This is a genomic window from Citrobacter telavivensis, assembly GCF_041807075.1.
Taxonomy (GTDB): domain Bacteria; phylum Pseudomonadota; class Gammaproteobacteria; order Enterobacterales; family Enterobacteriaceae; genus Citrobacter_A; species Citrobacter_A telavivensis.
The window spans coordinates 164,354-178,401 of the sequence record NZ_JBGUBF010000004.1; the positions used below are offsets into that span (position 1 = coordinate 164,354).

At 56.4% G+C, this 14,048-nt stretch carries 10 protein-coding genes; 3 read left to right on the forward strand and 7 right to left on the reverse strand.

Annotated elements, in window-relative coordinates; translation table 11 throughout:
- The first annotated feature begins 67 nt into the window (after positions 1-67).
- Entirely contained in the window at positions 68-883 is an 816-nt protein-coding gene (djlA, locus tag ACERJC_RS17960; RefSeq protein ID WP_046475383.1) for a co-chaperone DjlA, read from the forward strand.
- A 91-nt stretch (positions 884-974) separates the two neighbouring features.
- Here djlA and rluA read toward each other — a convergent pair whose 3' ends face one another.
- The 7 genes from rluA to araB all read right to left on the reverse strand — a co-directional run bounded on the left by rluA (position 975) and on the right by araB (position 11,934).
- Positions 975-1,634: a bifunctional tRNA pseudouridine(32) synthase/23S rRNA pseudouridine(746) synthase RluA gene (gene rluA / locus ACERJC_RS17965; RefSeq protein ID WP_178824968.1), complete on the reverse strand. Its 660-nt coding sequence runs from the start codon at positions 1,632-1,634 to the stop codon at positions 975-977.
- An 11-nt stretch (positions 1,635-1,645) separates the two neighbouring features.
- Complete coding sequence (rapA, locus tag ACERJC_RS17970; protein ID WP_178824966.1) at positions 1,646-4,552, reverse strand: RNA polymerase-associated protein RapA; 2,907 nt, start codon at positions 4,550-4,552, stop codon at positions 1,646-1,648.
- A 134-nt stretch (positions 4,553-4,686) separates the two neighbouring features.
- Positions 4,687-7,038, reverse strand: coding sequence for a DNA polymerase II (polB, locus tag ACERJC_RS17975; RefSeq protein ID WP_373672188.1), 2,352 nt, complete (start codon positions 7,036-7,038; stop codon positions 4,687-4,689).
- Positions 7,039-7,081: 43 nt separating this feature from the next.
- Positions 7,082-7,696 carry a YdcF family protein gene (locus ACERJC_RS17980; RefSeq protein WP_373672238.1) on the reverse strand — a complete coding sequence of 205 codons (615 nt, stop codon included), beginning with the start codon at positions 7,694-7,696 and terminating at the stop codon, positions 7,082-7,084.
- A 224-nt stretch (positions 7,697-7,920) separates the two neighbouring features.
- The gene (gene araD, locus ACERJC_RS17985; protein WP_152405895.1) at positions 7,921-8,616 is read right to left on the reverse strand and encodes an L-ribulose-5-phosphate 4-epimerase; all 696 of its coding nucleotides are present in this window, start codon (positions 8,614-8,616) and stop codon (positions 7,921-7,923) included.
- A 95-nt stretch (positions 8,617-8,711) separates the two neighbouring features.
- Entirely contained in the window at positions 8,712-10,214 is a 1,503-nt protein-coding gene (gene araA, locus ACERJC_RS17990) for an L-arabinose isomerase (protein WP_373672189.1), read from the reverse strand.
- Positions 10,215-10,224: 10 nt separating this feature from the next.
- Entirely contained in the window at positions 10,225-11,934 is a 1,710-nt protein-coding gene (araB, locus tag ACERJC_RS17995; RefSeq protein WP_178827710.1) for a ribulokinase, read from the reverse strand.
- A gap of 339 nt (positions 11,935-12,273) precedes the next feature.
- Between araB and araC the strand changes: the two genes are divergently transcribed.
- Complete coding sequence (gene araC, locus ACERJC_RS18000) at positions 12,274-13,152, forward strand: arabinose operon transcriptional regulator AraC (RefSeq protein ID WP_152405892.1); 879 nt, start codon at positions 12,274-12,276, stop codon at positions 13,150-13,152.
- 85 nt (positions 13,153-13,237) lie between these two features.
- On the forward strand, positions 13,238-14,005 hold the full coding sequence (locus tag ACERJC_RS18005) for a DedA family protein (RefSeq protein WP_286631266.1): 768 nt from the start codon (positions 13,238-13,240) through the stop codon (positions 14,003-14,005).
- Positions 14,006-14,048 lie beyond the last annotated feature (43 nt).

Below are 14,048 nucleotides of genomic sequence, written 5' to 3' on the forward strand. Positions count from 1 at the left end.
AGATCGTAAAAAGCCGCTTGTTTTGTGGGACCTGGCCTCACCGGGAGTGAGACAAATTGGGGAGTCTATGCAGTACTGGGGAAAAATAATTGGCGTGGCCATGGCTCTGCTCATGGGCGGCGGCTTTTGGGGCGTGGTTCTGGGGCTGTTGATCGGCCACATGTTCGATAAGGCCCGCAGCCGAAAAATGGCGTGGTTTGCCAACCAGCGTGAGCGTCAGGCGCTGTTTTTTGCCACCACCTTTGAGGTGATGGGGCACTTAACCAAATCGAAAGGGCGCGTCACCGAAGCAGATATTCATGTCGCTAATGTACTGATGGATCGGATGAATTTGCACGGTGAATCGCGATCGGCTGCGCAAAATGCGTTCCGCATCGGAAAATCAGATAATTACCCGTTACGTGAAAAAATGCGCCAGTTTCGTAGCGTCTGTTTTGGCCGTTTCGATCTGATTCGCATGTTTCTCGAAATTCAGATTCAGGCGGCGTTTGCCGACGGATCGCTGCATCCCAACGAGCGTGAAGTGCTGTATGTGATTGCCGAAGAGCTGGGCATTTCCCGTACTCAGTTCGATCAGTTCCTGCGTATGATGCAGGGTGGCGCGCAGTTTGGCGGCGGCTATCAGCAGCAGTCCGGCGGCGGTGGCTGGCAGCAGGCGCAGCGTGGCCCGACGCTGGAGGATGCCTGCAACGTACTGGGGGTTAAACCCACTGACGATGCGACCACCATCAAACGCGCTTACCGTAAGCAGATGAGCGAGCACCATCCGGATAAGCTGGTGGCGAAAGGTCTACCGCCCGAAATGATGGAGATGGCGAAGCAAAAAGCGCAGGAAATTCAGAAGGCTTACGAGCTGATCAAAGAACAGAAAGGCTTTAAATAATGGTTTTGCCGGATGGCGACGCAACGCGTCTTATCCGGCCTACAACGCCCGAACGTAGGCCTGATAAGCGTAGCGCCATCAGGCATTATTGTTAAAAATCCGCCGGCGCTTTAAACGTCATGCTATTGCCGTACGCGGGGTGGGTGATGGTCAGCATCTCGGCATGCAGTTGCAGTCGGGGGGCCATCGCCAGCGCGTCGGGTGGCGCATAAAAGCGGTCACCGAGAATCGGATGACCTAGCGCCAGCATATGGACGCGCAGTTGATGCGAACGTCCGGTGATGGGCTTCAACACGACTCGCGCAGTGTTATCTGCCGCAAACTCCACCACTTCATATTCGGTCTGCGCCGCTTTGCCGGTTTCATAACACACTTTCTGCTTCGGGCGATTCGGCCAGTCGCAGATCAGCGGTAAATCCACCAGTCCCTCTGCGGGCGCGGGATGTCCCCATACCCGCGCCACATACTGTTTTTTCGGCTCACGCTCGCGAAACTGACGCTTCAACTCCCGCTCTGCCGCTTTGGTGAGGGCGACTACAATCACGCCGCTGGTCGCCATATCCAGACGATGCACAGATTCTGCCTGCGGATAGTCGCGTTGAATACGCGTCATCACGCTGTCTTTATGTTCCTCAAGACGCCCCGGCACAGATAACAGGCCGCTCGGCTTGTTGACTACTATTATGTGCTCATCCTGATACAGGATCACCAGCCAGGGATCCTGTGGCGGATTGTAGTTTTCCATCCCCATTTTCGGCTCCGTTACTGATGCGTGACGACGATGAGACGCAGTGAATCCAGACGCCATCCCGCCTGATCGAGGCTTTCCAGCACCTGCTGGCGGTTGCTTTCAATTGCCGCAAGTTCGTCATCACGTATGTTCGGGTTGACGGCGCGTAGCGCTTCCAGGCGCGACAGTTCGCCAGACAGTTTTTCATCCGCTTCATTACGCGCGGCGTCAATCAGGGCGCGGGCAGACTTCTCAACCTGCGCCTCACCCAGTTGCAGAATCGCATGTACATCCTGCTGCACCGCGTTGACCAGCTTGCTGCCGGTGTGGCGGTTAACGGCGCTCAGCTGGCGGTTGAAGGTTTCAAACTCTACCTGTGCGGCGAGGTTATTGCCGTTTTTATCCAGCAGCATGCGTACCGGCGTTGGCGGCAGGAAGCGGTTAAGCTGAAGCTGTTTCGGCGCCTGCGCCTCAACGACATAGACCAGTTCCAGCAGCAGCGTTCCAACCGGCAAGGCTTTGTTCTTCAGCAACGAAATGGTGCTGCTGCCGGTATCGCCGGAGAGGATGAGGTCCAGACCGTTACGAATCAGCGGGTGTTCCCAGGTAATAAACTGGGCATCTTCACGCGACAGCGCCACGTCACGCTCAAAGGTAATGGTGCAGCCGTCTTCCGGCAGGCCTGGAAAATCCGGGACCAGCATGTGATCGGACGGGGTCAGCACAATCAGGTTTTCACCGCGATCGTCCTGATTAATCCCCACGATATCAAACAGGTTCATGGCAAAGGCGATAAGGTTAGTGTCATCATCCTGCTCTTCGATGCTTTCAGCCAGTTGTTGCGCCTTTTCGCCGCCGTTGGAATGGATCTCCAGCAGGCGGTCACGGCCCTGCTCCAGTTGTAGCTTCAGCGCTTCATGCTGTTCGCGACAGGTTTTGATCAATTCATCAAAGCCGTCGGTCTCTTCGGGGGCCGCCAGATAGTTGATCAGGTTGCTGTAGACCATGTCATAGATGGCGCGACCGGTCGGGCAGGTGTGTTCGAACGCGTCCAGACCTTCGTGATACCAGCGAACCAGCACCGACTGGGCGGTTTTCTCTAAGTATGGGACATGGATTTGGATATCGTGCGCCTGGCCGATACGGTCGAGGCGGCCAATACGCTGCTCCAGCAGGTCCGGGTTAAACGGCAGGTCGAACATCACCAGGTTGCTGGCAAACTGGAAGTTACGTCCTTCTGAGCCAATTTCTGAACACAACAGCACCTGCGCGCCGCTGTCCTCTTCGCCAAACCAGGCGGCGGCGCGGTCGCGTTCGATAATTGACATGCCTTCGTGGAAGACGGCGGCGCGGATACCTTCACGTTCGCGCAGCACTTGCTCCAGCTGCAGGGCGGTTGTCGCCTTCGCGCAGATCACCAGCACTTTCTGCGAGCGATGGCTGGTCAGGTAGCCCATCAGCCACTCAACGCGCGGGTCGAAGTTCCACCAGGTGCCGGTATCGCCTTCAAATTCCTGATAAATCTGTTCCGGATAGAGCATATCGCGCGCTCTGTCCTCGGCGTTTTTGCGGGCCCCCATGATGCCGGACACTTTAATAGCAGTCTGATACTGCGTCGGCAGCGGCAGCTTAATGGTGTGCAGTTCGCGTTTCGGGAAGCCTTTCACGCCGTTACGGGTGTTACGGAACAGCACGCGGCTGGTGCCGTGGCGGTCCATCAGCATGGAGACCAGTTCCTGACGCGCGTTCTGCGCACCGTCACGGTCGCTATTGGCGGTTTGCAGCAGCGGCTCTATATCCTGCTCGCCGATCAGTTCACCCAGCATGTTGAGCTCTTCATTGCTGAGTTTGTTACCGGCCAGCAGCATAGCGACGGCGTCGGCCACCGGACGATAGTTTTTCTGCTCTTCAACAAATTGTTCGAAATCGTGGAAGCGGTTGGGATCCAGCAGGCGCAGACGCGCAAAGTGACTTTCCATACCCAGTTGTTCCGGGGTGGCGGTCAGCAAGAGTACGCCTGGCACACGTTCCGCCAGTTGTTCTATCGCCAGATACTCGCGGCTCGGTGCCTCTTCGCTCCAGACAAGGTGGTGGGCTTCATCGACAACCAGCAGATCCCACTCGGCATCACACAGATGTTCCAGCCGCTGTTTGTTGCGGCGGGCGAAATCCAGTGAACAGATAACCAGCTGTTCGGTTTCAAACGGGTTCAGCGCATCGTGCTGTGCTTCGGCGTAGCGTTCGTCGTCAAACAGGGCAAAACGCAGGTTAAAACGGCGCAGCATTTCGACCAGCCACTGATGTTGTAACGTTTCCGGCACAATGACCAGCACGCGTTCTGCCGCGCCGGACAGCAGTTGTTGGTGCAGGATCATCCCGGCTTCAATGGTTTTCCCCAGACCCACTTCATCCGCCAACAGCACGCGCGGCGCATGACGACGCCCCACGTCGTGGGCGATGTTTAACTGGTGAGGGATCAGACTGGTGCGCTGTCCGCGCAGACCGCTCCACGGCATACGGTACTGTTCGCTCTGAAATTTACGCGCGCGATAGCGCAGCGCAAACCGGTCCATGCGGTCAATCTGACCGGCAAACAGACGATCCTGCGGTTTACTGAACGCCAGTTTACTGTCGAGCAGAACTTCACGCAGCGTCACGCCGGTTTCTTCGGTATCAAGACGGGTACCAATGTAGGCAAGCAAACCGCTTTCTTCTTTTACTTCATCGATTTGCAGTTGCCAGCCTTCATGGCTGGTAATGGTATCGCCAGGGTTGAACATCACGCGGGTCACGGGGGAGTCGCTACGCGCATACAGACGGTTTTCACCAGTGGAGGGGAAAAGTAAAGTGACGGTGCGCGCATCCATTGCGACGACGGTTCCAAGTCCCAGTTCGCTTTCTGTATCGCTGATCCAGCGTTGACCAAGTGTAAAAGGCATATTTGTTCGGCTCTATTTCTTTAATTGCAGGCAATAATCACCCTCTGCCAGGGAGATGCTATGGCAGAACGGTAAATTGGGTCCAGGAATGGAAAGGGCGCTATGGTAATGGATGGCGATGGATTCGTCACGCGTCAAAATAACCCTAATTGGCCTGTCAGTAGTGTAGCAAAGTTATCATCAATGAAGGGAAGAATTCCTTCCGCGACGGGCTGAAGCTGGCGCGTCAGATAGTGTTCATAATCCAGCGGCGAGTGTTGATAATCCTTCGGCTCCGGGCCGTTCAGGGTCCAGACATACTGGATAGTGCCGCGGTTCTGGTACTGCGCCGGACGTCCCCGCTTCAGGTTTTCTTCGTCAGCCAGTCTGGCGGCGCGCACGTGCGGCGGGACGTTGCGCTGGTACTCGCTCAACGGTCGACGCAGGCGCTTGCGATAGACCAGGCGATCGTCCAGTTCACCTGCCATCAGTCGATCAATGGTGTCGCGAACGTAATCCTGATACGGTTCATTACGAAAAATACGCAGATACAACTCCTGCTGGAACTGTTGCGCCAGCGGCGTCCAGTCGGTGCGCACGGTTTCCAGACCTTTAAACACCATTCGCTGGCGCTCTCCTTCCTGAATCAGGCCCGCATAGCGTTTTTTGCTGCCGGTATCCGCCCCGCGGATGGTGGGCATCAGAAAGCGGCAGAAATGCGTTTCATATTCCAGTTCCAGCGCGCTGGTGAGATTTTTCTCTTGTAGCGACTGCGTCCACCAGGCGTTGACGTGTTCCACCAGCGCACGGCCAATTTTCGCCGCTTCCTCTTCCGTGTGGGCGCGTTTCAGCCAGACGAAGGTGGAGTCGGTATCACCATAAATCACGTCATACCCCTGGGCTTCAATGAGCGCTTTGGTCTGGCGCATGATCGCGTGACCGCGCATGGTGATCGACGAGGCCAGGCGGGGATCGAAGAAGCGGCAGGCCGTCGTGCCGAGCACACCGTAAAAGGCATTCATGATGATCTTCAGCGCCTGAGAAAGCGGTTTGTTGCCGTGCCGCTTGGCGTCGTCGCGACCGTGCCAGATATTCGTCACGATCTCCGGCAAGCAGTGTTTTTCCCGCGAGAACCAGGCGTCGAGGAACCCTTCGGTGCTGTGTTCGGGATCCGGGTGCGCCATCCCTTCCACCAGACCGACGGGGTCTATCAAAAAGGTGCGAATGATCGAGGGGTACAGGCTTTTGTAATCCAGCACCAGCACGGAATCATACAAACCGGGACGTGAATCCATCACGTAACCGCCGGGGCTGGCGTGAGGCGGAATTTCACCGAGGTTCGGCGCGACATACCCGGCGCGGTGCATACGCGGAAAATAGAGATGGCCGAAGGCGGCGACCGAACCGCCGTGGCGATCGACAGGTAATCCGTTGACCGTGGAGCGCTCTAACAGGAACGGCACGATCTCGGTTTTATGAAAGACTCGCGTTACCAGCTCACAATCTTTCAGGTTATACGTGGCGAGCGCGGGTTTATCCTCGGCAAAACGCCTGTCGATTTCATCCATGCGATCCCACGGATTATCGATCGATTTGCCTTCCCCAAGCAGTTCCTGCGAAACGGTCTCCAGCGAAAATGACGAGAAATTCCAGAAGGCAGACTTCAGCGCCTCAATGCCGTCAATAATCAGCCGACCTTTGGCCTGGGCGAAAAAAACGCCATTTTTAAAGCCGTGTTCACGCCACTCGAGTTCGCTGTTATCGCGGCCAAAACGCAGCGGGATACGGTAGCGCTCAGCATGTTTTTGCAACACGCGCAGGTCGAACTGCACCAGATTCCAGCCAATGATGAGGTCAGGATCGTGGCGGGCAATCCACTCGTTCAGCTTTTCCAGCAGTTGCGGGCGACTGTTGACGTACTCAAGCTGGAAGTCGAGCGTCGACGCCTCGCCATTTTCGGGGCCGAGCATATAGACAACGCGCTGTCCGCAGCCTTCCAGTCCAATGCAGTACAACTCGCCGTGGCGGGTGGTCTCAATATCCAGAGAAAGCCACTTGAGCGGCGGGCGATAATCGGGATGGGGTTTTAATCGCGCATTAATGATGGCACCGTTGCGTGTCTCACCTTCAACCCACACCGGCGAAGTGATAAAGCGTTCCATCAGATAGCGTTCCGGCGGGCGGACATCGCCTTCATAAACCGTCACGCCGTTCTCACGCAACAGCTTTTCCAGACGCATCAACTGGCGATGCGAGCGACAGTAAAGACCCGAAACCGGCTGACGATGAAAATCTTTAAGGTTAAGCGGCGTCAGGCGGTAGCCATTTTCAGCACTCAATAACGACGTGACGCGGGCGGTATGTGCGGTGGGGATAAACGCAACGGATTCCTGTGGCGCAAGCGTGACCTGCAAAGGCCCGCTGTCTGTTGCCAGCCAGAAGGTGACTTCTGTTCCCTGCGACGTATCCCGCCAGTGCCGGGTTAAGATAAAACCTGACTGCGCCACGCTGTGTATCCATCAAAAAAACCAGGCATGATTATAGCTTGGTTTACTCAGGGATACTGTTATTTTGTACAGGCGTGTGCCGCAGGATGAGGTATCCACTGTAGTAAAAGGATTCACGAAGTAAAAAACGCGCTTTCGCCAGCCAGGTTTGGTAACGGGTTGATGAGGTGGGGGATGACCAACTCTCAATGCCATCATCTTCGGCGAGCGTTTTCAGGCGCCGCATATGCAGTGGATCGCTCACCAATAGCGCGGTATGCCACCGCTGGCGCAGCAGGATTTGCTTCGCATAGCGGATATTTTCGCGGGTGATCGTAGAGTGCTCTTCAATAAAAATCGCCCTGGCAGGAACGCCTTTTCCCAGCACATATTGTCGGGCAATCGCCGCATCGGAAGCGGATGCCCCGGCGCTGTAACCTCCGGTTAGCACCAGCGCGCGTACCAGACCCTGTTGATAAAGCCAAATGGCGTGATCCAGTCTGGCTTCAAAGACCGGTGACGGTCGCCCTCCATCGACGCCAGCGCCTGCAACAATTGCGCAGTCCGCAGGTCGCGTCTCATCTTCCAGACTGAACTGATAAATAGCGACCGCGTTCCAGGTAAACACGGCAGCGATAACGACGATGAGGAATGTGACGACTCTGACGATGTGTTGAATATCTCAGCTCCAGTGAGGGGAGTGCTAAGCGCATTCGCGGAATAGATTCCCTTCGTCGTTCAAGCCGCATTTTTGTTGGCTTCTTCTGTTCACCCCAGTCACATCATATTATCTATGCTTCTGGGGATTCATGGAAAAGCCATCGCAATGCGACTCGAAATCCATTGGGTATGGAGCCTGATAATAAGGGAAAGCGCAACGGTCTGACGAGCGCTTATTGCATGTTACTGCCCGTAATAGGCTTTAGCCCCGTGTTTGCGCAGATAATGCTTGTCCAGCAGCGTTTGCTGCATATCCGGTAACTGTGGCGCGAGCTGGCGGCAGAAAATGCCCATATAGGCGACCTCTTCTAAGACGATGGCGTTATGCACGGCGTCTTCGGCATTTTTCCCCCACGCGAAGGGTCCGTGTGAATGCACCAGCACCCCTGGCATCTGCGCGGCGTCGATGCCCTGTTTTGCAAAGGTTTCGACAATCACGTTGCCGGTTTCCCACTCATACTCGCCGTTGATTTCGCTGTCGGTCATTTTGCGGGTGCAGGGAATGGCGCCATAGAAATAGTCGGCGTGCGTGGTCCCCGTTGCCGGAATGGGCTGTCCGGCCTGCGCCCAGATGGTCGCATGGCGCGAATGGGTATGCACAATACCGCCAATAGTGGGAAAAGCCTGGTACAGCAGACGGTGCGTCGGCGTATCGGACGACGGCTTTTTCTTACCTTCAACCACTTCCCCTGTCGCGATGCTGACAACCACCATATCTTCTGCGGTCATTACGCTGTAATCGACGCCGGAAGGTTTGATCACAAAGACGCCGCGCTCGCGATCGACCGCGCTGACGTTCCCCCAGGTGAGGGTGACCAGGTTGTGCGTTGGCAGCGCCAGATTCGCTTCCAGCACCTGACGTTTGAGATTTTCTAGCATGTTTTTCTCCCTGCCTGATGACGGCGTAAACGCCTTTTCAGGCCTACGCAGAGAGGTAGGCCTGATAAGCAAAGCGCCATCAGGCAACCATTCGCTTAACGTTTAAAGCCGTAATACACTTCGTTCCAGCGCAGCGCGTCCTTGAAGGCGGGCAGGCGCGTATCGTTATCAATCACGGTGATTTCGATATCGTGCATTTCGGCGAACTGACGCATGTCGTTCAGATCCAGTGCATGACTGAAGACGGTATGGTGCGCACCGCCGGCCAGGATCCACGCTTCAGACGCGGTCGGTAGATCCGGCTGCGCTTTCCACAGTGCGTTCGCGACGGGCAATTTTGGCAGCGCGTGCGGGGTCTTCACGGTGTCGATGCCGTTGACCAGCAGACGGTAGCGATCGCCGAGGTCGATCAGGCTGGCAACGATCGCCGGACCGGTTTGGGTGTTGAAGATCAGGCGGGCAGGGGCATCTTTACCGCCAATGCCGAGATGCTGGACGTTGAGGATCGGTTTGTCTTCCACGGCGATGGTCGGGCAGACTTCCAGCATATGGGAGCCGAGCACCAGATCGTTGCCTTTTTCGAAGTGATAGGTGTAATCCTCCATAAAAGAGGTGCCGCCCTGCAGACCGGTTGACATCACTTTCATGATGCGAAGCAGAGCGGCAGTTTTCCAGTCGCCTTCGCCGGCAAAGCCATAGCCTTGCTGCATCAGACGCTGTACGGCCAGACCCGGAAGCTGTTTCAGACCGTGTAAATCTTCAAAGGTGGTGGTGAACGCGTGGAAGCCACCCTGTTCCAGAAAGCGCTTCATACCCAACTCGATCCGCGCTGCTTCCAGCACGTTCTGGCGTTTTTCGCCGTGAACCTGAGTGGCGGCGGTCAGGGTATAGCTGCTTTCGTATTCATCAATCAGGGCGTTGATGTCACCATCGCTGATGGAATTGACCACCTGCACCAGATCGCCGACCGCCCAGGTGTTAACCGAGAAGCCGAACTTGATCTGCGCGGCGACTTTATCGCCATCGGTGACCGCCACTTCACGCATGTTATCGCCAAAGCGGCACACTTTCAGATGACGGGTATCCTGTTTCGATACCGCATGGCGCATCCAGGAACCGATGCGCTGCTGCGCCTGTGGGTCCTGCCAGTGACCGGTTACGACCGCGTGCTGTTGACGCATACGTGCGCCAATGAAACCGAACTCACGACCGCCGTGCGCGGTCTGGTTCAGGTTCATAAAGTCCATATCAATGCTGTCCCACGGCAGGGCGGCATTGAACTGGGTGTGGAATTGCAGCAGTGGCTTGTTGAGCGTCGTCAGGCCGTTGATCCACATTTTGGCCGGAGAGAAGGTATGCAACCAGACCACCAGACCCGCACAGCGTTCGTCATAGTTAGCGTCACGGCAAATGGCGGTGATCTCATCCGGTGTGGTCCCCAGCGGTTTTAACACCAGCTTGCAGGGCAGTTTGGCTTCGGTATTCAGCGCCTTGACGACGTGCTCAGCGTGCTGAGTCACCTGACGCAGCGTCTCAGGGCCGTACAAGTGCTGGCTGCCAATTACAAACCACACTTCATAGTTATCAAAAATAGTCATTGTCGTGTCCTTAGTGAGTCAGGGTTGCCTGGTCAGCCGGCGCAGTATTTACCGGGGTGGCAGTCGGAAGATAATGTTGTTCAGCGCTTACCGCCCACTGCTGGTAGCGACGATAGAGCTGTTCGAAACGTTGCGCCTGTTCGGGGCGAGGTTGCAGTGTGTTTTCCACTGCGCTGGCCATTTTCCGCTGGGCCGCAGGAATATCGGCATACACGTTGGCCGCCACGGCGGCGAAGATGGCTGCACCGAGTGCACAGCACTGATCGGAGGCGACGATTTGTAGCGGACGGTTCAGCACATCGCAGCAGGCCTGCATAATGACTTTGTTTTTCCGGGCGATGCCGCCCAGCGCCATCACGTTGTTGACCGCAATGCCTTGTTCGGTAAAGCATTCCATAATGGCCCGCGCGCCAAAGGCGGTCGCCGCGATCAGCCCGCCAAACATCGCCGGGGCGTCTGTGGCCAGATTCAGATCGGTCATCACCCCTTTCAGACGCTGGTTTGCGTTCGGCGTACGGCGACCGTTAAACCAGTCAAGCACCACCGGCAGGTGATCCAGCGACGGGTTCTTCGCCCAGGCTTCGGTTAATGCCGGCAGCAGTTGCTTCTGACTGGCGTTAATCTGCGCTTTCAGTTCCGGGTGCTGCGCGGCAAGTTGCTCCAGCGGCCAGCCGAGAATGCGGCCAAACCATGCATAGATATCGCCAAAGGCAGATTGCCCCGCCTCCAGACCGATGAAACCGGGCACCACGCTGCCGTCGACTTGCCCGCAAATGCCTTTCACGGCGCGCTCGCCGACGCTTTGTTTATCCGCAATCAGGATGTCGCAGGTTGAGGTACCAATCACTTTCACCAGCGCGTTGGGCTGCGCACCCGCGCCGACGGCACCCATGTGGCAGTCGAACGCGCCACCGGAGATGACGACATTTTCCGGCAGACCGAGGCGCTGCGCCCACTCGGCGCACAATGTCCCAACCGGCAGATCGGCGGTGAACGTGTCTGTGAACAGGGGATACTGCAAATGCTGGTTAATCAGTGGGTCGAGTTCGTCGAAGAAGCTGGCGGGCGGCAGACCGCCCCAGCTTTCATGCCACAGTGATTTATGCCCGGCGCTACAGCGACCCCGGCGGAGATCCTGTGGACGCGTGGTGCCAGAAAGCAGGGCAGGCACCCAGTCGCACAGTTCAATCCAGGAGACGGCGGCCTCGGCGACCGCGCTGTCTTCGCGGGTAACATGAAGGATCTTTGCCCAAAACCATTCGCTGGAGTAAATACCGCCGATGTAGCGGGAGTAATCGACCTTGCCCGGCGTATGGCACAGACGGGTAATCGCTTCGGCTTCTTCCACCGATGTGTGATCTTTCCACAGGACGAACATCGCATTCGGGTTTTCCGCGAACTCTTCCCGGAGCGCCAGCACGTTGCCATCGGCGTCAATTGGCGCTGGCGTTGAGCCCGTACTGTCGACGCCAATCCCAACGACCTCCGCGCGCTGCGCCGCGCTCAGTTCAGCCAGTACGCTTTTCAGCGCTGCTTCCATCGACTCCATGTAGTCGCGCGGATGATGGCGGAACCGGTTGTTCGGCGCGTCACAGTAACGCCCTTCCTGCCAGCGCGGGTACCACTCAACGCTGGTGGCGATCTCTTCGCCGGTGGCGCATTCCACTGCCAGCGCGCGTACAGAATCACTGCCAAAATCGAGGCCAATTGCAATTGCCATCCTCTTACTCCATCCAGAAATACGGGTATGGAGAAACAGTAGTGAGTGGGGATAAAAAACGTCAGGTAGGATCCGCTAATCTTATGGATTAAAATGCTATGGCATCGCAAAGTGTGACGCCGTGCAAATAATCAATGTGGACATTTCTGCTCTAGTTATAGACACTTTTGTTACCCGTTTTTGTCGCAGTCACCGCGCAGAGTTGTTACATAATGCTTTTCACAAGCGGGATTGATGGTCTGCCAATGACATTGCGGCGGCGAGGCAGGGCGCAAACAATGCCGCCTTGCGTAATATGGACAATTTGTTTCCTCACTGAACCTCGGGAGTCGTGAAATTATGGCTGAACCGCAAAATGACCCTCTCCTGCCGGGGTACTCGTTTAACGCGCATCTGGTTGCTGGTTTAACGCCGATAGATGCCAACGGATATCTGGATTTTTTTATCGACAGGCCGTTGGGGATGAAAGGCTATATCCTTAACCTTACGATTCGGGGGGAAGGGGTGATTAAAAATCACGGCAGAGAGTTTGTCTGCCGACCGGGCGATATTTTGCTGTTTCCGCCGGGCGAAATACATCACTACGGGCGCCACCCGGATGCCAGCGAGTGGTATCACCAGTGGGTTTACTTTCGTCCTCGCGCTTACTGGCAGGAGTGGTTGACCTGGCCGTCCATCTTTGCGCAGACCGGTTTTTTTCGCCCGGACGAGGTGCACCAGCCGCACTTTAATGAACTGTTCGGCCAGATTATCAGCGCCGGACAGGGGGAAGGTCGCTACTGCGAGCTGCTGGCGATCAACCTGCTGGAGCAGCTACTGCTGCGGCGTATGGAAGCGATCAATGCGTCGCTGCACCCGCCGATGGATAACCGCGTGCGCGATGCCTGTCAGTACATCAGCGATCATCTGGCGGACAGCCATTTTGATATTGCAAGCGTAGCCCAGCACGTCTGCCTGTCGCCGTCGCGCCTGTCGCACCTGTTCCGTCAACAGTTGGGCATTAGCGTGCTGAGCTGGCGTGAGGATCAGCGCATTAGCCAGGCGAAACTGCTGCTCAGTACGACACGTATGCCGATTGCCACCGTCGGACGCAATGTCGGGTTCGACGATCAGCTCTATTTCTCCCGCGTCTTTAAAAAATGTACCGGTGCCAGCCCAAGCGAGTTCCGCGCGGGTTGTGAAGAAAAAGTGAATGATGTGCCCGTAAAGATGTCATAACCTGTAACGATTCAGACAATTGATGGCTTGACGAAGCAGGGATGGGTTAGCAGAATCCCTGCTTCGTAAATCTGACGGACGCATTATGCAAGCATTGCTGGAACATTTCATTCTCCAGTCCGCCATGTACTCTTTGATTGCTGTGGCGCTGGTGGCCTTCCTGGAATCGCTGGCGCTGGTGGGGTTGATTTTACCGGGAACGGTAATGATGGCCGGGCTGGGTGCCCTGATCGGCAGCGGGGAGCTTAACTTCTGGCATGCCTGGCTGGCGGGAATTATCGGCTGTCTGCTTGGCGACTGGATCTCGTTCTGGCTGGGCTGGCGCTTCAAAAAACCGCTGCATCGCTGGTCGTTCATGAAAAAGAACAAGGCGTTGTTGGATAAAACCGAGCACGCGCTGCATCAGCACAGTATGTTCACGATTCTTGTGGGGCGTTTTGTCGGACCGACGCGCCCGCTGGTGCCGATGGTCGCCGGGATGCTGGATCTGCCGGTGGCGAAATTCATCACGCCAAATATTATTGGTTGCGTACTCTGGCCGCCGTTTTACTTTCTGCCGGGGATTCTGGCCGGTGCGGCAATTGATATTCCGGCGGGAATGCAAAGCGGCGAGTTTAAGTGGCTGCTGCTGGCGACAGCCGTTCTGCTATGGCTTGGCGGCTGGCTGTGCTGGCGTCTGTGGCGCAGCGGAAAAGCCGCGACGGATCGTTTAACGCACTACCTGCCAAAAGGACGTCTGCTCTGGCTGGCACCAATGGTGCTGGGGATGGGGATTGTCGCGCTGGTGACGTTGATCCGCCACCCGCTGATGCCGGTGTACATCGATATTCTGCAAAAAGTGGTGGGATACTGATATTCCTGCCGGATGGTGTGTATCTCATAGGTGATATTCCTGG